The sequence below is a fragment of the Mariniflexile sp. TRM1-10 genome (assembly GCF_003425985.1).
Lineage (GTDB): Bacteria > Bacteroidota > Bacteroidia > Flavobacteriales > Flavobacteriaceae > Mariniflexile.
Genome location: NZ_CP022985.1, coordinates 4,097,636 through 4,122,194, shown reverse-complemented (window position 1 = coordinate 4,122,194; position 24,559 = coordinate 4,097,636). Strand labels below are relative to the sequence as shown.

The window sequence follows — 24,559 nt, the reverse complement described above, 5'->3', positions numbered from 1 at the left end:
TTTGGTATTACATGGATTATCTTGGATTGAAAACAGCAAATGGAATGATCATTTCTTCTAAGGAAACACCACCGTGCTGATAGGTGTTTCTAAAGTAACTTACATAATGATTATAGTTGTTAGGGTAGGCAAAGAACAGGTCGCTTTTTGCAAAAATATAAGAGCTGCTCATGTTTATTGAAGGTAAATGTACTTCTTTAGGGTCTTTAAAAACCAAAACGTCTTTACTTTCATAGGTGAGGCTACGACCGGTTTTGTAACGCAGGTTTAAACTGGTGTCTCTATCTCCAATAACTTTTGAAGGGTTTTTGACGTTGATAGTGCCATGGTCTGTAGTGAGTATCAACTTAAAACCTAATTGTTGTGCCTGTTGAATCATTTCCAATAAGGGCGAGTTTTTAAACCAACTTAACGTTAACGAGCGGTATGCTTTATCATTAGATGCTAATTCCTTTACGACTTCCATTTCGGTTTTCGAGTGTGAAAGCATGTCTACAAAGTTATAGACAATAACGGTTAAATCGTTATTCTTTAAGGTTTTGAAGTTTTCAACCAATCTTTTTCCTGATTTTAAATTGGTTATTTTATGAAACTCATAAGTTAAATGGTTTAATCCCAGGCGCTTGGTTTGTGTTTTTAGAAAATCTTCTTCATGTAAATTTTTCCCCCCTTCATCAGTGTCATTTTTCCAATATTGAGGAAAAAGCTTTTCCATCTCACTAGGCATGAGTCCGGAAAAAATAGCATTTCTAGCGTATTGCGTTGCTGTTGGTAAAATACTAAAAAAGGCTTCTTCTTTTTCCTTTTTGTAATGGTTGTTTATGATGGGTTCAAAGACTTTCCACTGGTCGTACCTTAAATTATCTACAACAACCAATAGGGTAGGCTGGTCTTTACTTAGCTCTGGCACCACTTTTTCTTTAAAAAGTGTATGCGACATAATGGGCGCCTCCGTGTTTTTCTGAAACCATTTCGCATAGTTTTTCTCGATATACTTACCAAAATGAATGTTTGCTTCATTTTTTTGGGATTCCAGAATCTCAAACATGCCTGCATCTTCAATATTTTCAAGTTGGAGTTCCCAATAAATCAACTTTTGGTAAAGACTTACCCATTCTTCATAAGAATTAACCATGGCTAAATCCATGGCTATTTTTCTAAACTCTTGTTGGTAGTTGGATGTTGTTTTCTCTGAAACAAGTCTCGAATGGTCTAAATTCTTCTTGATACTTAAAAGAATTTGGTTTGGATTTACGGGTTTTATTAGGTAATCGGCTATTTTGTTGCCAATTGCTTCTTCCATAATATATTCTTCCTCACTTTTTGTGATCATTACAACAGGCAGGTTGTCTTGTTTCTCCTTTATTTCGTTTAAAGTTTCAAGACCTGTAAGTCCCGGCATATTTTCATCTAAAAAAACAATATCAAAATTTTCGCTTTCAAGGGTTTCGATAGCTTCCGTACCACTTTTGCAGGTCGTAACGGTATAGTTTCGTTGTTGCAGGAATAATATATGGGGTTTCAATAAATCAATTTCATCATCTACCCAAAGTATTTTTATTGTATTCATTTATATATTTTAATAAGTATTAATTTTAATTTGTTCGTAGTATAGTCTTTATTATATATAATTATATTTGTGTCTATTAAACCTTAACTTTTAAAGTTTGAACAAACTTAAAATATTAAACGACCCAATTTACGGATTTATTACGATTCCTAATTCCCTTATTTTCGATTTAATACAACATAAATATTTTCAGCGTCTAAGAAGAATTACGCAAATGGGGATGTCTTATTTAGTATATCCAGGGGCGCATCATACCCGGTTTCATCATGCCATTGGCTGTGTGTATTTAATGCAAAGAACCGTTAATGTACTTCGTTTTAAGGGAGTAGCCATTTCCAACGAAGAAGAAACGGGTTTATATGCCGCTATTTTATTGCACGATATTGGCCATGGTCCTTTCTCCCACGCCATGGAACATAGTATTGTTGAAACCGTATCCCATGAGCAAATTTCCTTGCTTTTTATGGAACGTTTAAATGAAGAATTTAACGGAAGTTTAACGCTTGCCATTAAAATTTTTAAAGGAGAATACCCCAGAAAGTTTATGTGTCAACTTATTTCAGGGCAGTTTGACATGGATAGAGCCGATTATTTAAAACGTGATAGTTTTTACACAGGTGTTGCAGAAGGCAATGTGAATAGCGAACGATTAATTACCATGTTACATGTAGTGAACGATGAATTAGTGGTGGAAGAGAAAGGCATTTACAGTGTAGAGAAATTCCTTATAGCCAGACGTTTTATGTATTGGCAAGTATATTTGCACAAAACAGCATTGGCTGCCGAACAATTATTAATTCGCGTGTTACAACGCGCCAAAGAGCTACACAACAATCACCATACATTGGAAGCAAGCAAACCTTTGTTATATTTTTTGGAAAATAAAATTTCCATAGATGATTTTAATGAAAAAACACTCGCTATTTTTTCCCAATTGGATGATTTTGATATTATTTCTGCCATGAAGCATTGGCAATTTGATTCCGATTTTGTGTTGAGTCACTTATGTGAAATGATAATCAACAGAAATTTGCTTACTATTAAATTAAAGAACAAACCTGTCAAAGAAAAAGATTTACAAAAGCATCTGGATAAGTTGGTTTCAAAATACGGCATTACAGAAAGCGAAGCCGCCTATTTTGTGTTTAAGGGCAGTATTTCAAACCAGGCATACCAAAACAACCATAAAGGCATCAATATATTGCATAAATCAGGTAAGGTTCAAGATATCGTTAAAGTATCCGATCAGCTTAATTTAAAGGCTTTGTCAAAACCCGTAACGAAATACTATATATGTTACCCAAAAGAGGTAATAGCCAATTGAATTTATTAACAATTATTTACTTTGTATTTTAAGCAATTGTTATTCAGCCGTTAACAATAAGAAGGTCAATTGAAAAAGTTTAGGACATTTTTCCTATTTTTGCCAAACAAAACTAAGAGCCTATCTAAATTTTGTTTTTGGAATGTTTTATAATGTATTTTTTCGTTAGGCGAAGGTATTTTGTGGTTCATAGCCATAGTTACGGACCGAAAAATAGCTGAAATATGGCGGAACAAGACACATAAAAGAACCAAAGGATAAAGCTTAGACAGTCTCTAAATAATACAATAAACTTTAAAGTGTGAAATTTACAGCACAACAAATAGCAGGGATTTTAGATGGTGATGTTGTAGGAAATCCAAATGCTGAAGTATCAAAACTTTCTAAAATTGAAGAAGGTTTTGAAGGTTCTTTAACGTTTTTGGCAAACCCGAAATACACCCCCCATATATATAGTACCAAAGCTTCAATTACTATTGTAAACAAAACCTTTGTTCCTGAAAATGCCCTTAAAACAACCTTAATTAAAGTTGATGATGCGTATTTAGCCTTTTCAAAGATTCTTGAATATTACAATTCTATAAAACTTAGTAAAGTGGGTATTGAGCAACCTTCTTATATTTCAGAGTCTGCCCATTATGGCGACGCAGTTTATATTGGGGCCTTTTCATATATAAGCGATCATGTTAAAATAGGAAATCATGTTAAGATATTTCCAAATACGTATATTGGAGAAAATGTGGTTATTGGTGATAACACCATCATTTTTTCTGGAGCAAAAATTTACTCAGAAACCATTATAGGTCATACCTGTGTTATAAATTCCGGTGTTATTATTGGATCGGATGGTTTTGGTTTTGCACCAAATGAAAAAGGAGGCTACAACAAAATTCCACAAACAGGGAATGTTATTATTGAGGATTATGTCGATATTGGCGCTGTAACAACTATTGATAGAGCGACTATGGGGTCCACGATTATCCGGGAAGGTGCCAAGTTAGATAATCATATTCAAATTGCACACAATGTTGAAATTGGTAAAAACACTGTAATTGCAGCGCAATCGGGTGTTGCTGGCTCCACTAAAATTGGGAATAACTGTCAAATTGGGGGGCAAGTGGGTATCGCCGGACATGTCACTATTGGTAATAATGTAAAAATCCAAGCGCAATCTGGCATTGCAAGAAATGTAAAAGATAACGAAGTGCTTCAAGGCTCTCCGGCACTTGCATTAGCTGACTATAATAAATCGTACGTTCACTTTAAGAACTTACCTAAGATTGTTAGAAATATTAATGATTTAGAGAAAAATAAATGGGAATAGTAACTACTGAAATAAAACAAAAAACCATAAAAAAAGAAGTTTCTTTAACAGGTGTTGGTTTACATACAGGAAAAAATGTAACATTAACATTTAAACCTGCGGAAGCCAATACAGGATTAGCTTTTAAGCGTATTGATTTAGAGGGTATGCCTCTTATTGAAGCAGATGCCAATTATGTAACAAATACACAACGTGGTACTTGCTTAGAGAAGAATGGGGTTGTTATACAAACTTCTGAGCATGTATTGGCAGCTTTGGTTGGTTTGGATATTGATAATGCTATTGTAGAACTTAATGCTTCCGAACCTCCAATAATGGATGGGTCATCTAAATTTTTTGTTGAAGCTATAGAAAAAGCCGAAGTTGTAGAACTTGATGCTTGTAGAGAAGAATACGTAATAACAGATATTGTTTCATATACTGATGAAGAATCAGGCAGTGAAATATTAGTGATGCCTTCAAAAGAATACCAAATTACGACTATGGTAGATTTTGGCACGAAGGTTTTAGGGACCCAAAACGCGACCCTCAATCAACTTTCAGATTTTAAAGATGAAATTTCCAATGCACGTACCTTTAGCTTTTTGCACGAAATTGAAATGCTTCTTCAACATGGATTGATTAAAGGAGGTGATTTAAATAACGCCATCGTTTATGTTGATAAACCATTATCAACCGAAACCATGGAAAAACTTAAAGTAGCCTTTAAAAAAGACACTATTGCCGTAAAATCAAACGGCATATTGGACAATCTAACATTACATTACCCAAACGAAGCAGCTAGGCATAAACTTTTGGATGTTTTAGGAGATTTAGCTCTTATAGGTACCAGGATACGAGGCAAAGTGATAGCCAATAAACCGGGGCATTTTGTAAACACACAATTTGCTAAAAAACTTTCAAAACTTATAAAGAACGACCGTCGCAATAATGTGCCAAATATCGATTTGAACCAAACGCCTTTAATGGATGTAAACCAAATTATGGCCATGTTGCCACACCGCCAACCATTTTTGCTGATAGATAAAGTTTTCGAACTTACAGATACTTATGTCACTGCTCAAAAAAATGTGACCATGAACGAATCATTTTTCGCCGGTCATTTTCCTGGGGCTCCTGTAATGCCGGGGGTTTTAATTGTAGAAGCTATGGCGCAAACGGGTGGTATTTTAGTTTTAAATACCGTTCCAGATCCAGAAAATTATCTGACGTTTTTCATGAAAATGGACAATGTTAAGTTCAAACAAAAAGTAGTACCGGGCGATACTTTAATTTTTAAATGTTCGTTAATAACACCAATTCGCCGAGGTATTTGCCATATGCAAGGTTATGCATACGCGAATGGTAAACTTTGTGCAGAGGCAGAACTTATGGCACAAATATCTAAAGTAAAATAATTAATCTTTTTTTTATTTATTAAAATAAAAACCAATAAATGAATCAACCACTCGCTTACGTGCATCCAGGTGCTAAAATTGCAAAAAATGTTGTAATAGAGCCTTTCACCACCATATATAATAACGTAACTATAGGTGAAGGCACTTGGATAGGTAGCAATGTTACCATTATGGAAGGTGCTCGCATAGGTAAAAATTGCAGTATTTTCCCTGGTTCAGTCATTTCAGCTGTTCCACAAGACTTAAAATATAACGATGAAGAAACGACTGTAGAAATAGGTGACAATGTAACTATTAGAGAATGCGTTACTATTAACAGAGGTACGGCAGATAGAATGAAAACAGTTATTGGCAACAATTGTTTAATTATGGCGTATTGCCATATTGCGCACGATTGTATCGTCGGTAATAACTGTATTTTCTCTAATAACAGCACACTCGCAGGACATATAACCATTGGCGATTATGTGGTTTTAGCTGGTATGACAGCTGTTCACCAATTTGTATCGGTGGGAAACCACGCCTTTGTAACAGGTGGGTCTTTGGTTCGTAAAGATGTACCGCCTTTTGTTAAAGCTGCTAGAGAACCTTTATCCTATGTTGGTATAAATTCTGTTGGGTTAAGACGACGTGGCTATTCAACTGAAAAGATTAGGGAAATTCAGAATATATATAGAATTCTATACCAAAAAAATTACAACAATACACAAGCGACCGAAATCATGGAGGCCGAAATGGAAGCCACTCCAGAGCGTGATGAAATCCTTCAATTTATAAAAGACTCGCAACGTGGTATTATGAAAGGGTATTTTAAATCCAATTAAATTAAATAGATAAAAGAAGTTAGACATCTATAGTTCATGGAACTTTACTTATTTTAAAATTTTTCATATAAAATTAACCTTTCAACTTTTAACCTTTTAAACATTACAACTTTATAATAAACAATATAATGGCAAATACAAGTGATATTAGAAACGGATTATGTATTAGGTATAATAACGACATCTATAAAATCATAGAATTTTTACATGTAAAACCAGGTAAAGGCCCTGCGTTTGTGAGAACAAAAATGAAAAGTGTTACCAACGGAAAAGTGCTGGACAACACCTTTTCTGCTGGACATAAATTAGAGGATGTACGTGTTGAAACCCACAAATTTCAATTTTTATACAATGATGGTGAATATTATCATTTTATGAATACGGAAGATTACACGCAAATTCAACTTCGAGAATCTGCTTTAGATAGTCCGGGCTTAATGAAAGAAGGTGAGATAGTTACCGTAATCATAAACGCCGAAGATAATATGCCGCTTTCTGTAGAAATGCCCGCAAGTGTTATTTTAGAAGTAACAGCTACCGAGCCAGGTGTTAAAGGTAATACCGCTACCAATGCAACAAAACCAGCAACGGTTGAAACAGGCGCTATTGTTAACGTACCATTATTTATTAACGAAGGCGATAAAATTAAGGTAGAAACTGAAAAAGGAACTTACAAAGAACGCGTAAAAGAGTAATGATGTTTATTTGTTGATTTGTTTATTTATTTAAACAACGCAACGGCTAAACGGCTAAACGAACAAATGAAGTTTCCCAACCCCCATACCTTAAAACAAATTGCTCAATTAATTGATTGCAGTTTTGTTGGTAGCGATAACTTCCCTGTATTGGGAATGAACGAAATCCATGTTGTAGAACCTGGTGATATTGTGTTTGTCGATCATCCCAAGTATTACGATAAAGCGTTGAATTCTGCAGCTACTATTGTCTTAATTAATAAAGAAGTAGATTGTCCTGACGGAAAAGCATTATTAATTAGCGATGATCCTTTTAGGGATTTCAATAAACTTTCCGACCATTTTAAACCATTCAATATTGCTACTAGCAATATTTCCGATTCTGCCATCATTGGAGCTAATTCAGTAATACAGCCCAATTGTTTTATTGGACATCATGTGGTCATTGGAGAGGGGTGCACTATACATTCCAACGTGAGTATTTACGATGATGCTGTTATTGGTAATCATGTGACTATTCATTCAGGAACTGTTTTAGGTGCCAATGCTTTTTATTACAAAAAAAGACCAGAAGGTTTTGATCGGTTAAAATCTTGCGGACGTGTAGTTATTGAAGACCATGTCGATATTGGCGCTAATTGTACCATTGATAGAGGTGTTACAGGCGATACGACCATAAAAGAAGGTTCTAAATTAGATAATCAAATACAAATTGGGCACGATACCGTTATAGGTAAAAAGTGTTTAATCGCGTCACAAGTTGGCATTGCCGGCTGTGTTGTTGTAGAGGATGAAGTGACCATTTGGGGGCAAGTAGGCTGCACAAGTGGTGTAACCATTGGCAAAAAAGCGGTAGTTCATGCACAAACAGGTATTAGTAAATCATTGGAGGGTCATAAAACCTATTGGGGAACACCAGCACAAGAAGCTAGAGCTGAAATGAAAGAGATGGCAAACATCAAACAAATACCCGATATATTACAGTTTATAAAATCTAAAAAATAAATATAAAATGCTGCTAAAAGTATGAGCAAAAAAAGTATTTTTGTGCAGCTTTATTCAAAATAAAAAATATAAAATGAGTGTTTTAGTAAACAAAAATTCAAAAATAATAGTTCAAGGATTTACAGGTAGTGAAGGAACGTTTCATGCAAGTCAAATGATTGAATACGGAACGAACGTTGTAGGTGGCGTTACACCGGGAAAAGGTGGTCAAACACATTTAGATAAGCCTGTATTCGATACAGTAAAAGATGCTGTAGAGCAAGTTGGGGCAGATACAACCATTATATTTGTACCACCTGCTTTTGCTGCCGATGCTATTATGGAAGCTGCTGATGCAGGTATTAAAGTGATCATCACAATTACTGAAGGTATTCCAGTTGCCGACATGATAACAGCTTCAAATTATATAAAAAATAAAGAGTGTCGTTTAATTGGACCAAACTGTCCGGGAGTTATCACGCCAGGTGAAGCCAAAGTTGGTATTATGCCAGGGTTTGTTTTCAAAAAAGGCACGGTAGGTATCGTTTCTAAATCAGGAACGTTAACTTATGAAGCGGCAGACCAAGTTGTAAAACAAGGCTTAGGAATCACAACGGCTATTGGTATTGGTGGCGATCCAATTATTGGAACGACGACTAAAGAAGCAGTAGAGCTGTTAATTAACGACCCAGAAACAGAAGTGGTTGTTATGATTGGTGAAATAGGAGGTCAGTTAGAGGCAGACGCTGCAAACTGGTATAAAGCAAGCGGTAGCAAAAAACCAATTGTAGGATTTATTGCTGGTGAAACGGCGCCTGCAGGACGTACCATGGGGCACGCCGGTGCTATTGTTGGCGGAAGTGACGATACGGCGCAAGCAAAAAAGAAAATTATGAGAGCTTGTGGTATCCACGTGGTAGATTCTCCTGCCGAAATAGGTAAAAAAGTAGCTGAAGTTTTAGCTTAAAATATTTTAAAATATTTGAAAGACCTCGCAATAATTTGTGAGGTTTTTTATTTGTTGCAAGGAACTCAAATATGTATTTGCTATATTTGAATTTAAGAAATAACCAACTATCCATATTAAGTGTTCAATAAAAAATTAAAATAAGTTATAGATGAAATTATTAGAAGGAAAAACGGCCATCATCACAGGAGCCAGTAGAGGTATTGGTAGAGGGATTGCACAAGTATTTGCTGCCCAAGGTGCTAATATTGCGTTTACATATAGTAGTTCTGTTGAGGCTGCTAACGAACTTGAAAAAGAATTAATAGCGCAAGGCGTAAAAGCTAAAGGCTATAAAAGTAATGCCGCTAGCTTTGATGAAGCTCAAAAATTAGCAGACGATGTCGTGGCGGAATTTGGTAGTATTGATGTATTGGTCAATAATGCCGGTATTACAAAAGATAACTTATTAATGCGTATTACCGAAGAAGATTTTGATACCGTTATTGAAGTCAACTTAAAATCGGTTTTCAATATGACCAAGGCAGTACAAAAAACCATGCTAAAACAGCGTAAAGGCTCTATTATTAATATGAGTTCGGTTGTTGGTGTAAAAGGAAATGCAGGACAGACCAATTATGCAGCGTCTAAAGCGGGTATTATAGGGTTTTCAAAATCAGTAGCCTTAGAATTGGGTTCCAGAAACATAAGAAGCAACGTGGTTGCTCCAGGTTTTATTGAAACCGAAATGACAGCAAAACTTGATGAAGAAACCATAAAAGGATGGCGTGCAGGAATCCCATTAAAACGTGGTGGTACACCGGAAGATGTTGCTAATGCATGCGTGTTTTTAGCAAGCGACATGAGTGCCTATGTTACAGGACAAACGCTTCATGTTGACGGAGGCATGTTAACCTAATCTGTTTCCTGCGAAAGCAGGAATCTCATCTATTTAAACCAAAGTTATATAATGAGTTCAGAAACTCTATTATACATCATATTAGCAGGAATCATTGCTTTGTTATTAGCAGGATTTCAGTATAAATTCAACAAAAAAAGCATGACTAAACTAAGCATGCTTTTTTTGTTTTTAAGATTTCTTACGATCTTCTCAGTGTTATTATTGCTTATCAATCCAAAGTTTGAGCAAATAACGCTTTCTACCATAAAACCTAATTTGGTTATTGCTGTCGATAATTCAAGCTCAATAAAGTATTTGAAACAAGATGCGAATGTCAACAGTTTAGTTGAAAAATTGACAACCGATAAAAGATTAACCGATAAATTTCATATTGAAACCTATACGTTTGGTGAAAAGTTAAGCCCTTCAAATGGTATTGAATTCGACGAAAAACAAACCAATATAAATGATGCCTTCAACCAACTGTCCCAAATTTATAAGCAATCGATTTCTCCAACCATTTTAATTTCCGATGGCAACCAAACCTACGGAAACAGCTATGAATTCGCTTATAATAATTACAAACAACCCATATATCCAGTTATTTTAGGCGATACGGTTAGGCATACCGATCTAAAAATTCAGCAATTAAGCGTAAACAAGTATGCCTATTTAAAAAATCAGTTTCCAGTAGAAACTATTCTGGTGTATAATGGTGATACTGCTATCAATTCTAAGTTTATTGTTACAAATGGGAATTCCGTAGTGTATTCTGAAATTGTAAACTTTACAAAACAGAATAACTCTAAGGTTATTAACTTCAAACTTCCAGCAAATACCGTTGGCGTACATGCTTACAAAGCGTTGTTGCAACCTTTGGAAAATGAAAAAAACACCACCAATAATTTTAAAAATTTCGCCATTGAAGTTATCGATCAAAAAACGAAAATTGCCTTGGTAAGCGATTTTATTCATCCCGATTTAGGTGCTTTAAAAAAGAGTATTGAAAGTAATGAACAGCGCTCGGTTTTGTTTTTAAACTCAAATAATGTTTTAACTCAAATAAATGATTTTCAATTAGTTATTTTGTATCAACCAAATAATAGGTTTAATAAATTATATGAGGTTTTAAATTCAGAAAACAAGAACCGATTCACAGTAATTGGTACTAAAACAGATTTGAATTTTCTAAACAATATCAATAAAACGTTTACCCACGAAATAACAAATCAAACAGAAACTTATCAAGCTGAATTAAACAAAAACTATGCGCCATTTATTATTGAAGATATTAATTTTGAATCGTTTCCTCCACTTAATACACATTACGGTGCTGTATCATTTTCGCTTCCTTTTGAAACTATTTTAAATAAAACCATTCATGGTATTTCAACAAAAGCCCCATTGCTTGCTACTTTTGAAACAAATGGTAGGCGAGAAGCGGTTTTGTTTGGTGAAAATATATGGCAGTGGCGTGCACAAAGTTACATAAACGACAAATCGTTTAATTCTTTTGATGATTTTATAGGGAAGCTTATTCAATATACAGCTTCGAACAAACAAAAAAGCAGATTGAATGTAGCATACGAATCGTTTTATAACGGCAATACAAATGTTATTATAAAAGCTGAATTTTTCGATAAGAATTATGTGTTCGATACGCGTGAAACACTTCATATTACTGTGAAAAATTTGGTTACTAACGAAACTAAAACCTTTCCGCTTATTTTAAACAATACCAACTATCAAGTAGATCTGAGTAGTTTGCCCGCATCCGATTATGAATTTACAATAAAGGCTTCAAAAGAAAACATCTCTAAATCGGGAAGCTTTAAAATTTTAGAATACAACGTTGAGCAACAATTTTTAAATGCCGATGTAACAAAACTCCAACAATTAGCGACGAACAGTCAAGGAAAAAGTTTTTTTGTAAACACTGCGGAAAACCTAGCAGAAACCCTTTTAAACGACAAGAGATTTGTTAGTATCCAAAAAAGCAATAAAAATAGCTTACCTTTGATAGATTGGAAATATCTACTCATTATAATCGCTTTAAGTTTGTCTCTAGAGTGGTTTTTAAGAAAATATAACGGATTAATTTAAATGAACAAAGAAACTAAAACTGCCATTATAACAGGCTCATCATCGGGAGTAGGTGCGGCTTCTTGTATTGAATTTGCTAAAAGAGGGTGGAATGTCGTCATTAATTATTCTCAAAATGAAAGTGGTGCTTACGAACTCGCTGAAATATGTAAAAACCTTGGAGTAGCTACTTTGGTATGTCAAGCAAATGTTGCTAATGAAGAAGATTGCCAAAGAATGGTAGACGAGACCATAAAAACTTTAGGGAGCATTGATGCATTGGTTAATAACGCTGGAACCACTAGATACTGTAATTATAATGATTTAGAAGGACTTAATAAAAAGGATTTCCAAGACATTTATGAAGTCAACGTTATTGGAGCCTACCAAATGGTAAAAATGGCAGCACCGTATCTAAAAAAGGTTCATGGTGCGATTGTTAATATATCTTCCATTAGTGCTATATCCGGTGTAGGAAGCTCCATTGCTTATGCGGCGTCTAAAGGCGCTTTGTCCACAATGACACTTTCACTTGCCCATGCGCTTGCCCCAGAGGTTAGAGTCAATGGCGTTTGCCCTGGTTTTATTCAGACGCGATGGACAAAAGGTTTTTTAGGAGACAGGTATGAGTCTGTCAAAGAAAATGTCGAAAAGGCTTCACTTATTAATAAAACATCATTGCCAGAAGATATTGCAAAAGGTATTATTTATTTAGCAATCGATGCCGTAACGACTTCTGGGCAGTTATTGACTATAGATGGGGGCCAATTAGTGAATCAAGGAAAAATGTAAGCGTTCAATAGCTTTAAATTTGTATTTAGAGTGGTTTTTAAGAAAATATAATAGATTAATTTAAATAAAATAAATAAAATGGAAAGATTACCAAAAGTAGCATTACCTATAATCATTGTAGCAATCATTTTAATTGTATTACTAACTAAATCCGCAGTAACTATAGGCTCTGGAGAAGCAGGCGTACTTTATAAAACGTTTGATAATGGTGTCGTAACCGATGAGCCTCCTTTAGGAGAAGGGTTTCATATTGTAGCACCTTGGAATAAAGTCATCATTTATGAAGTACGTCAACAAGAACTTTTTGAAAAAATGAAAGTACTATCTTCTAATGGGCTAGAAATTCAAATAGATGGGTCTGCATGGTATGAACCTGTTTATAATGACCTAGGAAATCTTCATCAATCTTTAGGAGAAAATTATTTACAACGTGTTATCCAGCCAGCAATTAGAAGTGCTGCTCGTAGTGTTGTTGGCCGCTATACACCCGAACAATTATATTCTAGCAAACGTGATGCGATTCAAGATGAAATATTTGTTGAAACTAAAAAAATACTAGAAAAGCAATATATACAACTCAATGAATTTTTAGTGCGTGATGTTACTTTGCCTGAAACAATTAAAGATGCTATTGAACGCAAACTAAGACAAGAGCAAGAATCCTTAGAATATGAGTTTAGATTGGTTACCGCAGCTAAAGAAGCTGAAAAAGTAATTATAGAGGCAGAAGGTAAAGCAGAATCAAACAGAATTTTAAGTGCCTCGTTAACCGATAAAATTTTACAAGATAAAGGTATAGATGCCACTATGAAATTAGCAGAATCGCCAAATAGCAAAGTCATTGTTATTGGTTCTGGTGATAGTGGCTTGCCTATTATTTTAGGAAACCAATAGAGAATTGAACAAAATAATTCAACTTTTTTTGAGATATTTTGAATATTAAATAATTAATATTAGCTATAAATAAGGAATACTTAATAGTCATAAGTTTTATTACTATTATTTGGAATAATTAACTTTAATTATAGATATTTGCAAAAGTAAAAACATAAAAATGAACTTTATTCAATCACATCACCACCATTTTCAAATTTGCTCTCAAGCGAAGTGAAGATGTATTGAATAAAATCAACATATTTTTATAAACCCGTTTGAGACAATCAAGCGGGTTTTTAATTTTAAGTCCAACTAGATTGTTTCAAACTCATAAAAACAAGAAAATGAGTACATTAAGAATTGCAGTACAAAAATCAGGTCGTTTACACGACGAATCTATGGAACTACTTAAGGATATAGGTATTTCTATTGATAATGGCATAGACCAATTAAAAGCATCAGCAAGAAATTTTCCTGTTGAAGTTTTCTATCTAAGAAATGGCGATATTCCCCAATATTTAAAAGATGGTGTCGTTGATGCGGCTATTATTGGTGAAAATGTGTTGATTGAAAAGGGTAGTGGTATTAATATAGCCGAAAAACTAGGGTTTTCTTCATGCCGCGTTTGTATTGCAGTGCCAAAAACAATGAATTATACGAGTATTAAAGATTTAGATGGCAAACGCATCGCAACATCATATCCAAACACCGTTCAAAATTATTTGGATGCACAAGGTATCACAGCAAATCTTCATATTATTAACGGATCCGTTGAAATAGCACCCAATATCGGGTTAGCAGATGCTATTGTTGATATTGTTTCAAGCGGAAGTACGTTGTTTAAAAACAATTTGAAAGAGGTTGAAATGATTTTAAAATCGGAGGCGGTTTTGGCAGTTTCACCAATTTTAGATGCTGAAAAACAAGCTATTTTAGATAAAATTCAATTCAGAATCAAATCGGTTTTAAAAGGAAGGGAATCTAAATACGTTTTATTGAATGCACCAAATGATAAAGTTCAAGATATCATAGATGTGTTACCGGGGATGAAGAGCCCAACGGTACTGCCTTTAGCAGAAGCGGGTTGGAGTTCCATACACTCGGTAATAAGCAAAAACGAATTTTGGGACGTTATTGACGATTTAAAAGCAAAAGGCGCCCAAGGTATTTTAGTGTGTCCTATTGAGAAAATGGTACTGTAATCAATTAATAATGAAAAATTAACAATTATAGATTTCCGCTTCCGCGGAAATAAAAAAAGAAAGGTTTTCAATGCAAATAATTAATAACCCACATAGAGATGAATGGTCCCAACTATTAAAAAGACCCACTCAAACCGTGAGCGATATTGAAACGGTTGTAAATCAGATTTTTGATGCTGTGCGTTTAAATGGCGATGCTGCCATTAATAAATACACACAACAGTTTGATGGCATTGCCTTAGAATCAAGTCTGGTAACGATGGGGGACATTCAAAAAGCCATAGCCCATGTGCCAGAAGCACTTCAAAATGCCATAAAAAAGGCAAAACAAAATATTGAAGCTTTTCACGCTGCACAAAAAACAAACAGGGTAGAAGTTGAAACCACTCAAGGTGTAAAATGTTGGCAAGAAAAGCGCCCGATTCAAAAAGTGGGGCTATATATCCCAGGAGGTACCGCCCCTTTGTTTTCAACGGTTTTAATGTTGGCAATTCCTGCGCAAATAGCAGGTTGTAAAGAAATTGTGCTTTGTTCGCCACCAAATAAACAAGGGGAGTTGGCACCAGAAATTTTGTTTGCAGCACAACTTTGTGGGGTTACTAAAATTATAAAAGTAGGAGGTATCCAAGCCATTGCAGGATTAACTTTTGGAACGGAAACCATACCACAGGTATATAAAATATTCGGACCCGGCAACCAGTTTGTTACCGTGGCTAAACAATTAGCAACCAAATTTGGTGTAGCTATCGATATGCCTGCAGGTCCCAGTGAATTGTTGGTCGTTGCCGATGCATCCGCAAATGCTTCATACATCGCATCCGATTTATTAAGTCAAGCGGAACATGGTACGGACAGCCAAGTTATTTTAGTTTCAACTTCGAATGCTTTAATCAATAAGGTTTCAGAAGAAATTGAAAAACAGCTTCGTGTGCTTCCGCGTAAAGCGATTGCAGAAAAAGCCATAGCAAATTCAAAACTTATTTATGTAGAAAATGATGAATTGGCGATGGAATTAATAAACGAATATGGCCCGGAACATTTTATTATCTGTACAGAAAATGAAGATTTTTACGTAGATAATATTGAAAATGCAGGCTCTGTGTTTATTGGCGACTATACACCGGAAAGCGCAGGCGATTATGCTTCTGGAACCAACCATACATTGCCTACTAACGGATTTTCGAAAGCCTATTCAGGTGTGAATTTAGATAGTTTTTCTAAAAGTATGACCTTTCAAAAGATATCGAAAGCAGGTCTTTTGAATATTGGTGAAACCATAGAACTTATGGCGGAAGCAGAAGGTTTACAGGCACATAAAAATGCCGTTTCCATTCGATTAAAGGATTTAAAATAATTTGTCATTCCTGTGAGGCAGGAATCTCAAGAACTCAGTTCTAATTTTTTTATGAAAACAAATTTTGATTTAAAAAATATAATACGTCCGACTATAAAAGCACTAAAACCGTATTCATCCGCACGTGATGAATTTCAAGGGGTAACCGACGATATGGTATTTTTAGATGCTAATGAAAATCCGTTTGAAAATGGTGTAAACCGTTACCCAGATCCACAACAGGGAAAGTTGAAGTCGGTTTTATCTGGAATTAAAGGGATTTCAACAAAACAAATCCTTTTAGGAAATGGAAGTGATGAAGTGCTGGACTTGATTTACAGGGCATTTTGCGAACCGAATCGAGATAATGTCGTTATTTTACCTCCAACATATGGTATGTATGAAGTGTTGGCTAACTTGAATGCGATTGGCATTAAAAAAGTGGATTTAGATGCAGATTTTCAGCCAAAAGTTGAAGACATTTTAAATGCTGCGGATGCTAATAGTAAGTTACTATTCATATGTTCACCAAACAATCCTTCAGGGAATAGTTTTTCTTCAGAAGCCATTGAAGCATTGGTTAGTAAATTTAAAGGCATTGTGGTTATTGATGAGGCTTATATCGATTTTTCAAATGAAGCAAGTTGGTTGACAAGATTAAATGAATTTCCTAATTTAATTGTGACGCAAACCTTGTCCAAAGCGTATGCCATGGCAGGTATTCGATTGGGGATTTGTTATGCTTCAGCTGAAATCATTACGGTTTTAAACACCATAAAACCTCCTTATAACATCAACGAATTAACACAAAATAAAGCTATTGAATTATTAAATATCAAAGATTTGGCTAGCAAACAAATTGCCGACATATTGAAAGAACGCAGTGCTTTAATTTCAGAATTAAAATCTATTGGTTATGTTTCAAAAATATATCCATCAGACGCTAATTTTGTATTGGTAAAAGTCGATGATGCCAATAAACGTTACAATCAACTTATTGAGAAAGGTATTGTAATTAGAAATAGAACAACACAGGCAGGTTGTGAAAACACATTGCGATTAACCGTTGGAACACCTGAAGAGAATGAGATATTGATAAAAACACTTTTATCAATATCGAAATCCTGAACTTGTTTCAGGAACTTTTAAATTATGTTGACGTATTATTGCTATATAACATCAAATAAAAATAGAACAGTATTATATATTGGTTATACAGATAACTTAAAACGAAGATTAGTTGAACATTCAAAAGGAATTGGGGCTGTATTTACAAAAAAGTACAAGGCAACAGATTTAGTTTATTTTGAAACATTTGACAATAAAAAGGAAGCTAAAAAAAGAGAAAGTCAATTAAAGAATTGGCATAAAGAATGGAAATGGAACTTGATAAAAAAATCAAATCCAAATTTAATAACCTTAGAAATTAATTAGACCCTGAAATAAATTCAGGGTTGCTTAATAAATTAAGCATGAAATCGCCATGATTTGGAAACCCAAATACCAATGAAAATAAAGCGATACCATGTGACCTTTAAAAAACAATAGATATTTACGCATGAAAAAAGTATTATTTATAGACCGCGACGGCACGTTGGTTTTGGAACCACCCATAGATTACCAATTAGATAGTTTGGAAAAATTGGAGTTTTATCCAAAAGTGTTTCAATACATGGCTAAAATAGCAAATGAGCTAGACTACGAATTGGTGATGGTCACAAATCAAGATGGTTTGGGTACGGATTCTTTTCCTGAAGATACGTTTTGGCCAGCGCAGAATAAAATCATCAGTGCCTTTGCTAAAGAAGGAGTCGAGTTCGCAGATATCCATATCGACAAAACCTTTCCGCATGAAAATGCACCCACTCGTAAGCCTAGAACCGGTTTGTTGACAAAGTATTTTTCAGAAGCCTACGATTTAGAAAATTCGTTTGTATTAGGTGATAGAATTACCGATATGGAACTGGCTAAAAACCTAGGAGCCAAAGGTATTTATCTTTCCGAAAATCCAAATTTAGGTGCAGACGAAATCGAAACGTCCAAACAAGATATTTTAAACGTCATAGCTTTAACAACAACCGACTGGAAAGAAATCTATGAGTTTTTGAAATTAGAAGACCGTGTTGCTGAAATTACTCGTAATACCAATGAAACCCAAATCTACATCAAGTTAAATTTGGATGGATCTGGTAAAAACGACATCAACACCGGTTTATCGTTTTTCGATCACATGTTAGATCAAATTGGTCGTCATGGTGCTATGGATTTAACCATCAAAGTAAATGGCGATTTAGAGGTTGATGAACACCACACCATTGAAGATACCATGATTGCCTTTGGGGAATTATTCCACAAAGCATTAGGCAATAAATTGGGTATAGAACGCTACGGGTTTTGTTTACCAATGGACGATTGTCTGGCTCAGGTAGCTGTCGATTTTGGTGGTAGAAATTGGTTGGAATGGGATGCTGAATTTAAACGTGAAAAAATAGGGGATATGCCAACCGAAATGTTTTACCACTTATTTAAATCCTTTACCGATGGTGCTAAGTGCAATTTAAATATAAAGGCCGAAGGGGTAAATGAACACCATAAAATAGAGGGGATTTTTAAAGCCTTTGCTAAAGCCATGAAAATGGCGGTAAAAAGAGACTCAAACAAGATGTTTTTGCCTTCAACAAAGGGCATATTGTAATAATTTAAGAATTCAGATTTACGATTTACGAGTGTTTAATTCGTAAATCGTAAATCATAAATCGTAAATCAATTGAAATTAGTTATCATAAATTACGGCGCAGGAAATATTAAAAGCATCCAATTTGCTTTTAAACGTTTGGGTGTTGATGCGGTTTTATCAAACAATCCAGAGGAAATCCTAGCAGCCGATAAAATTATTTTTCCAGGGGTAGGCGAAGCGAGTTCTGCTATGACCATGCTTAAAGAAACAGGTTTGGATACGCTCATTCCAAAATTAAAACAACCCGTTTTGGGTATTTGTTTAGGGATGCAATTGCTTTGTGAATTCACCGAAGAAGGCAATACCAAAGGCTTGGGTGTTTTTAAAACCACAGTAAAACGCTTTGATAATAACGTAAAAGTACCTCAAATGGGCTGGAATGTTATTAAAGATTTGAAATCGGAGTTGTTTAAAGGAATCAAAGAAAGTGAATACATGTATTTGGTACATAGTTATTATGCCGAGCATTGTGCGGAGACCATTGCAACTACCGATTATGGGATTAATTATGCTTCTGCACTAAAACATAATAACTTTTATGGTGTTCAATTTCACCCAGAAAAGAGTAGTTTAGCAGGAGAAAAAATATTGGAGAACTTTTTGAAGCTAGATATTAAAAGTTTTTAATGAAAAACGAATTAATTGAAAGAACAGAACGATTTGGAATAGACTGCTGGCATTTCTGTTTTAAAATCCCTAAATCTAGAGAATATAATGCTTTTGTCAATCAATTAATAAGAAGCTCTAGTTCTGTGGGAGCAAATTATAGAGCTTCCCAACGCGCCAAATCGACAGCCGATTTTATAAATAAATTAAAAATAGTTGAAGAAGAAGTAGATGAGAGCGTATATTGGTTGGAAATTTTTGAAGAAGTTCTTTCAGGTAATTCCGAGGAAATTTCAAACCTTCAAAAAGAAGGAAGAGAGTTATTAGCCATAACAGTCGCTTCTATTAATACAGCAAAAAGAAATAGTAATAAATAAGTAGTAAGTACAATTACTTTGAATTTCAAACTTCTAATATTAATAAATTGATAGCCAATATGCTGAATATTTTTAACATTTAACTTCTAATATTTAACTTTTAACTTTTAACATTTAATATTATACATGAGAATTATACCAGCCATAGATATTATAGACGGAAAATGTGTAAGACTGACCAAAGGTGATTACGATACCAAAAAAGTATATAATGAAAATCCACTTGAAGTGGCTAAAATGTTTGAAGATGCAGGCATTCAGTATCTACATTTAGTCGATTTGGATGGTGCCAAAGCACAACACATTGTAAACTATAAAGTACTGGAGCAAATTTCATCAAAAACCAATCTTAAAATTGACTTTGGTGGCGGTTTAAAAACCAATGAAGATTTACATATAGCATTCAATTCTGGCGCCAAACAAATAACTGGCGGTAGTATTGCCGTTAAAGACCCGCATACATTTGAAGGGTGGATTTCTAAATATGGCGCTGTTAAAATTATTTTAGGAGCCGATAGCGATAACGGAAAAGTGTCTATAAGTGGATGGATGGAGCAAAGTAAAGAAGATGTGATTCCATTTATAAAAGCATATCAAAAGAAAAGCATCCAGTACGTGATATGTACCGATATTTCAAAAGATGGTATGCTTGAAGGGCCTTCAGTAGATTTGTACAAGCAAATTATTTCAGAATGTACCAATAGCAGTAATGGACAATCTATAAAACTAATTGCTTCTGGAGGTCTTTCAACTATTGAAGAATTGCCGATTTTAAAAAAAATAGGTTGTGAAGGTGTTATTATAGGAAAGGCCATTTATGAAAATAGAATAACACTAAAGCAATTAGAAAAATTTGTATAAATTATAAGTACAATATTAAATAGTAGAAGTAAAAAGTCGAGAATAAAATTTACTTCTAACCTTTAATATTTAACTTCTAACTTAAAAAAGATGCTTACAAAACGAATTATACCGTGCTTAGACATTAAAAACGGACGCACTGTTAAAGGAGTGAACTTTGTCGATTTACGCGATGCCGGTGATCCTGTAGAGCTCGCTAAGCAATATGCGAATGTGGGTGCAGACGAATTGGTGTTTTTAGATATTTCTGCAACCTTAGAAGCGCGTGCTACAACTTTAGATATGGTCATGCATGTAGCAGAACAAGTCAATATTCCGTTTACAGTTGGGGGAGGTATTTCGTCTGTAGAACATGTAGATGCCTTATTAAAATGTGGTGCCGACAAAGTATCCATCAACTCATCGGCGGTGAAGCGTCCTGATTTGGTAAACGAACTTGCCAATAAATTTGGTAGTCAATGTGTCGTTGTCGCTATTGATGCTAAACAAATTGACGGCAATTGGAAAGTGCATTTAGCTGGAGGCAGTATCCCAACAGAAATCGATTTGTTTGAATGGGCAAAAGAAGTTGAGCAACGTGGTGCAGGTGAAATTTTATTTACCTCCATGGATCATGATGGCACAAAAAATGGATTTGCCAATGAAGCGTTAGCTAAATTATCGGAATTATTGAACATTCCAATTATTGCTTCGGGAGGCGCAGGAAATGTACAGCATTTTGTGGATACGTTTAAAGAAGGAAAAGCGGATGCAGCCTTGGCGGCAAGCGTATTTCATTTTGGTGAAATTCCTATTCCAGAATTGAAAAAAGAATTAAAAAAACACGATATAGAGGTACGACTTTAATCCCCTAACCCCAAAGGGGAAAATAAATTAAGAATTAGAATATGTCAAATAAAAAAAATACTCAGATCATTTCTCCCTCTTGGGGGGAGCTAGAGGGGAAATTAATTCCTGCCATTATTCAAGATGCTACAACAAAGAATGTGTTGATGTTGGGTTATATGAATGAGGAAGCATATCAAAAAACCTTGGAAACAAAACAAGTCACTTTTTTTAGCAGAAGTAAGCAACGCCTTTGGACAAAAGGTGAAGAAAGTGGTCATTTTTTAAACTTGGTGGATATTAAAAACGATTGTGATAACGATACACTTTTAATCCAAGTTCATCCAGTTGGCCCCACTTGTCATAAAGGCACAGACAATTGTTGGGGTGAAGAAAACAAATCCAATTATGGTTTCTTTTCAACTTTAGAAAACGTTATTGCAGAACGTATTGCAAACAAAGACACCAGCAAATCGTATGTAGCGAGTTTGTTTTCTAAAGGGATTAACAAAGTGGCTCAGAAAGTAGGAGAGGAGGCTGTTGAAACTGTTATTGAAGCCATGGACAACAATGATGAATTATTTCTCTACGAATCGGCAGATTTACTGTTTCATTATTTAATGCTGTTACAAGCTAAAGGCTTTACTTTAAAAGATATTGAAGCTGAATTAAAAGGTAGACATAAATAAACAAAAAGGGGCTGCTTAAAAAGACCTTTACATTTAATTTGTCAGGTTGAGCTTGTCGAAACCGATATTGATTACCAGAAAGTTAAAATATTTCGACAAAGCCTGTGCTGAGCTTGTCGAAGTGCTCAATATGACATAGAACTAGACTTTTCAGACAGTCTCTTTTTGTTCACAAAATTCTATTTAAGAGACTGTTTAAGTTTTATCCTTTGGTTCTTTTATGTGCCTTTTTCCGCCATACTTCAGCTATTTTTCGGTTCGTAGCTATGGCTATGAACCTCTCCCTCGCGGCAGCCTGGCTCCTTCGCTAAAAAGGTCTCCCCAGACCTTTTTTATACGCTCGGCCCTGTCTAACGAAAAAATACCCTATAAAACATTCCAAAAACAAAATTTAAACAATCTCTAAGAAATCCACCCTTTTGAAATCGATTTTTTAGAAAACCACACCCAAAAAATAGCGAATGCAATAATACTAATGGTCATGCCGATACCTTCAAAATAGCCTTGAATTAAAACATGCCCCATTTGTACAATGACCGCAATTAACGATAATAGAAATAACATGTAAGCCCATTTTTTTCTTAGTAAAAGCCCTAAAGAGCCTAAGAGCCCTGCAAAAACCGCAATAGCAAATGCGGCGGTTAACCAAGAAGGGAAGCTGGAAATCATTTCAAATTGTTCATCGGTAACGGCAGCGCGCCAACTTTCAGTTTGATAAGCTTGACCTAAATACTCTTTTACGCCCATAGCGTTCCATAATAGAGCAATAACGCTCACAATCCAAAACCAAACAGGTGGTTTTTCTTTTAAATTTGTCATATTAATTGGTTTTTAGTTATACAAGTTATTAAATTTTTGTCATAATTAATAAAAAACTTACTTTCCCCAATCGAACTTATCATTAGAAAAAACAATGAAGAAGTATTTTTACGTCATTACCATTCAATATTTAGGATACCGTTTCCATGGTTGGCAAAAACAACCCCATGTAAAAACCTTGCATTTAATGGTAGATAGAACGCTAAATTTTATATTGGAAGGAAAACCTTTTAAAAGTTTAAGCTCTGGAAGAACCGATGCGATGGTTTCGGCTGAATGTGCTGCTTTTGAATTGTTTTTAGAAGAACCCTTAGAAGACCAACATGCATTTTTAGATCTTTTTAATTATAATCTACCACAAGATATTCGGGCAATAAATATTAGGGAAGTTGATGCTAAATTCAATATCATCAACCATTCAAAAATTAAGGAGTATCTATACTTATTTACGTATGGTGAAAAATGCCATCCATTTTGCGCCCCAATTATGACAACCATTCTTGATGATTTAGATATTGATTTAATGAAGCAAGGCGCTAAACTTTTTGAAGGCACCCATTATTTTAAATCGTATTGCTTCAAACCTACAGACCATGGCGTTTATAATCGAGAAATCATAACATGTGAACTGGTTGAAAACACCATTTATACGGCTAATTACTTCCCCGAAAAAACATATATACTACGCGTTCGAGGTAAAGGCTTTATGCGCAATCAAATAAGACTCATGATGGGCGCGCTTATAGATTTAGGAAAAGGAAAACTAAGCCTAGAAACCATTTCAAAGAGTTTGGAGCAAGACTGCTTTATTAAAATGGAATATATCGCTCCAGCTTCTGGTTTAATTCTTAATAAGATAGAATTCTCTTAATTAGCATTATTGGTCACAGAAACAGTTAAAACTATGCGATGCACTTAAGCGCATTTCCCTTTTAGGTTCTAAAATTTTTTACCGATTAATTTCGCAAACTAACCTTGCAGATTAGTCTGCAAACAAAACTATGGACTTCAAGTCCATGGCTTATTTTGTTGATTGATTATCAAATACTTAATGTAGTATTCATGTGAATTATACAAATTATAGTAAAAAACATGTAACACATAAAACACTGTTAAATAGCATCTTTGTATTAATTAAAGGAAGATAAATCTTCAAAAATTAATATAAACCTTTAAAACTTGAAATTATGTTACGTTGGACAATCACATTTATAATTATAGCATTAATTGCTGGAGTGTTAGGTTTTTCCGGTATAGCAGGCGCATCAGCTGGTATCGCTAAAATATTTTTCTTCATATTTATTGTACTTGTCGTATTATCATTACTAAAAGGTGGTTTAAAAAAAAGTTAGAAACCTTGACACATACTTTTCAATAAAATATTTATTAACAATT

General features: G+C 34.6%; 25 protein-coding genes. 23 read left to right on the top strand and 2 right to left on the bottom strand.

What is annotated here, in order from left to right; genetic code table 11:
* Positions 1-16 precede the first annotated feature (16 nt).
* A complete protein-coding gene (gene porX, locus CJ739_RS17135; RefSeq protein WP_117177526.1) occupies positions 17-1,570 on the bottom strand; it encodes a T9SS response regulator signal transducer PorX in 1,554 nt (517 codons plus the stop codon).
* Between the two features lie 97 nt (positions 1,571-1,667).
* On the opposite strand from porX, the gene CJ739_RS17130 reads away from it, so the two are divergent.
* The 21 genes from CJ739_RS17130 to hisIE all read left to right on the top strand — a co-directional run bounded on the left by CJ739_RS17130 (position 1,668) and on the right by hisIE (position 22,345).
* Positions 1,668-2,894 (top strand): HD domain-containing protein, encoded by a 1,227-nt coding sequence (locus CJ739_RS17130; protein WP_117177524.1) that lies wholly within the window; start codon positions 1,668-1,670, stop codon positions 2,892-2,894.
* 301 nt (positions 2,895-3,195) lie between these two features.
* Positions 3,196-4,218 (top strand): UDP-3-O-(3-hydroxymyristoyl)glucosamine N-acyltransferase, encoded by a 1,023-nt coding sequence (gene lpxD / locus CJ739_RS17125; protein WP_117177522.1) that lies wholly within the window; start codon positions 3,196-3,198, stop codon positions 4,216-4,218.
* Positions 4,209-5,615, top strand: coding sequence for a bifunctional UDP-3-O-[3-hydroxymyristoyl] N-acetylglucosamine deacetylase/3-hydroxyacyl-ACP dehydratase (locus CJ739_RS17120; RefSeq protein WP_117177520.1), 1,407 nt, complete (start codon positions 4,209-4,211; stop codon positions 5,613-5,615). Before lpxD ends, CJ739_RS17120 begins: the two co-directional genes overlap by 10 nt.
* Positions 5,616-5,653: 38 nt before the next feature.
* Positions 5,654-6,439 (top strand): acyl-ACP--UDP-N-acetylglucosamine O-acyltransferase, encoded by a 786-nt coding sequence (gene lpxA / locus CJ739_RS17115; RefSeq protein WP_117177518.1) that lies wholly within the window; start codon positions 5,654-5,656, stop codon positions 6,437-6,439.
* A 128-nt stretch (positions 6,440-6,567) separates the two neighbouring features.
* Positions 6,568-7,134, top strand: coding sequence for an elongation factor P (efp, locus tag CJ739_RS17110; protein ID WP_117177516.1), 567 nt, complete (start codon positions 6,568-6,570; stop codon positions 7,132-7,134).
* A 66-nt stretch (positions 7,135-7,200) separates the two neighbouring features.
* Complete coding sequence (locus tag CJ739_RS17105) at positions 7,201-8,139, top strand: UDP-3-O-(3-hydroxymyristoyl)glucosamine N-acyltransferase (protein ID WP_117177514.1); 939 nt, start codon at positions 7,201-7,203, stop codon at positions 8,137-8,139.
* A gap of 73 nt (positions 8,140-8,212) precedes the next feature.
* Positions 8,213-9,085, top strand: coding sequence for a succinate--CoA ligase subunit alpha (gene sucD / locus CJ739_RS17100; protein WP_117177513.1), 873 nt, complete (start codon positions 8,213-8,215; stop codon positions 9,083-9,085).
* A gap of 151 nt (positions 9,086-9,236) precedes the next feature.
* The gene (gene fabG / locus CJ739_RS17095; protein ID WP_117177511.1) at positions 9,237-9,983 is read left to right on the top strand and encodes a 3-oxoacyl-[acyl-carrier-protein] reductase; all 747 of its coding nucleotides are present in this window, start codon (positions 9,237-9,239) and stop codon (positions 9,981-9,983) included.
* 51 nt (positions 9,984-10,034) lie between these two features.
* Positions 10,035-12,068, top strand: coding sequence for a VWA domain-containing protein (locus tag CJ739_RS17090; protein WP_117177509.1), 2,034 nt, complete (start codon positions 10,035-10,037; stop codon positions 12,066-12,068).
* Entirely contained in the window at positions 12,069-12,839 is a 771-nt protein-coding gene (locus tag CJ739_RS17085; RefSeq protein ID WP_117177507.1) for an SDR family NAD(P)-dependent oxidoreductase, read from the top strand. It abuts the gene before it with no gap.
* Positions 12,840-12,917: 78 nt separating this feature from the next.
* On the top strand, positions 12,918-13,733 hold the full coding sequence (locus tag CJ739_RS17080) for a prohibitin family protein (protein WP_117177505.1): 816 nt from the start codon (positions 12,918-12,920) through the stop codon (positions 13,731-13,733).
* A gap of 326 nt (positions 13,734-14,059) precedes the next feature.
* Positions 14,060-14,917 (top strand): ATP phosphoribosyltransferase, encoded by an 858-nt coding sequence (hisG, locus tag CJ739_RS17075; RefSeq protein WP_117177503.1) that lies wholly within the window; start codon positions 14,060-14,062, stop codon positions 14,915-14,917.
* A gap of 70 nt (positions 14,918-14,987) precedes the next feature.
* Entirely contained in the window at positions 14,988-16,271 is a 1,284-nt protein-coding gene (gene hisD, locus CJ739_RS17070; protein ID WP_117177501.1) for a histidinol dehydrogenase, read from the top strand.
* A gap of 51 nt (positions 16,272-16,322) precedes the next feature.
* Complete coding sequence (gene hisC, locus CJ739_RS17065) at positions 16,323-17,378, top strand: histidinol-phosphate transaminase (protein ID WP_117177499.1); 1,056 nt, start codon at positions 16,323-16,325, stop codon at positions 17,376-17,378.
* Between the two features lie 24 nt (positions 17,379-17,402).
* Positions 17,403-17,684 (top strand): GIY-YIG nuclease family protein, encoded by a 282-nt coding sequence (locus tag CJ739_RS17060; RefSeq protein ID WP_117177497.1) that lies wholly within the window; start codon positions 17,403-17,405, stop codon positions 17,682-17,684.
* 124 nt (positions 17,685-17,808) lie between these two features.
* Positions 17,809-18,945: a bifunctional histidinol-phosphatase/imidazoleglycerol-phosphate dehydratase HisB gene (hisB, locus tag CJ739_RS17055; protein WP_117177494.1), complete on the top strand. Its 1,137-nt coding sequence runs from the start codon at positions 17,809-17,811 to the stop codon at positions 18,943-18,945.
* Between the two features lie 72 nt (positions 18,946-19,017).
* Complete coding sequence (gene hisH, locus CJ739_RS17050; protein WP_117177492.1) at positions 19,018-19,614, top strand: imidazole glycerol phosphate synthase subunit HisH; 597 nt, start codon at positions 19,018-19,020, stop codon at positions 19,612-19,614.
* Positions 19,614-19,970, top strand: a complete 357-nt coding sequence (locus CJ739_RS17045) for a four helix bundle protein (RefSeq protein WP_117177490.1) — start codon at positions 19,614-19,616, stop codon at positions 19,968-19,970. The genes hisH and CJ739_RS17045 overlap by 1 nt, the downstream gene beginning before the upstream one ends.
* A gap of 126 nt (positions 19,971-20,096) precedes the next feature.
* Positions 20,097-20,831 carry a 1-(5-phosphoribosyl)-5-[(5-phosphoribosylamino)methylideneamino]imidazole-4-carboxamide isomerase gene (gene hisA, locus CJ739_RS17040; RefSeq protein WP_117177488.1) on the top strand — a complete coding sequence of 245 codons (735 nt, stop codon included), beginning with the start codon at positions 20,097-20,099 and terminating at the stop codon, positions 20,829-20,831.
* 90 nt (positions 20,832-20,921) lie between these two features.
* The gene (hisF, locus tag CJ739_RS17035; RefSeq protein WP_117177486.1) at positions 20,922-21,677 is read left to right on the top strand and encodes an imidazole glycerol phosphate synthase subunit HisF; all 756 of its coding nucleotides are present in this window, start codon (positions 20,922-20,924) and stop codon (positions 21,675-21,677) included.
* A gap of 41 nt (positions 21,678-21,718) precedes the next feature.
* Positions 21,719-22,345, top strand: coding sequence for a bifunctional phosphoribosyl-AMP cyclohydrolase/phosphoribosyl-ATP diphosphatase HisIE (hisIE, locus tag CJ739_RS17030; RefSeq protein WP_117177484.1), 627 nt, complete (start codon positions 21,719-21,721; stop codon positions 22,343-22,345).
* 402 nt (positions 22,346-22,747) lie between these two features.
* On the opposite strand, the gene CJ739_RS17025 is transcribed toward hisIE, so the two are convergent.
* Entirely contained in the window at positions 22,748-23,164 is a 417-nt protein-coding gene (locus CJ739_RS17025) for a hypothetical protein (protein ID WP_117177482.1), read from the bottom strand.
* A gap of 94 nt (positions 23,165-23,258) precedes the next feature.
* Between CJ739_RS17025 and CJ739_RS17020 the strand changes: the two genes are divergently transcribed.
* Both CJ739_RS17020 and CJ739_RS17015 read left to right on the top strand, forming a co-directional pair.
* Complete coding sequence (locus tag CJ739_RS17020; protein WP_117177480.1) at positions 23,259-24,035, top strand: tRNA pseudouridine synthase A; 777 nt, start codon at positions 23,259-23,261, stop codon at positions 24,033-24,035.
* Between the two features lie 316 nt (positions 24,036-24,351).
* Positions 24,352-24,516: a DUF1328 domain-containing protein gene (locus CJ739_RS17015; protein WP_117177478.1), complete on the top strand. Its 165-nt coding sequence runs from the start codon at positions 24,352-24,354 to the stop codon at positions 24,514-24,516.
* Positions 24,517-24,559: the final 43 nt, after the last annotated feature.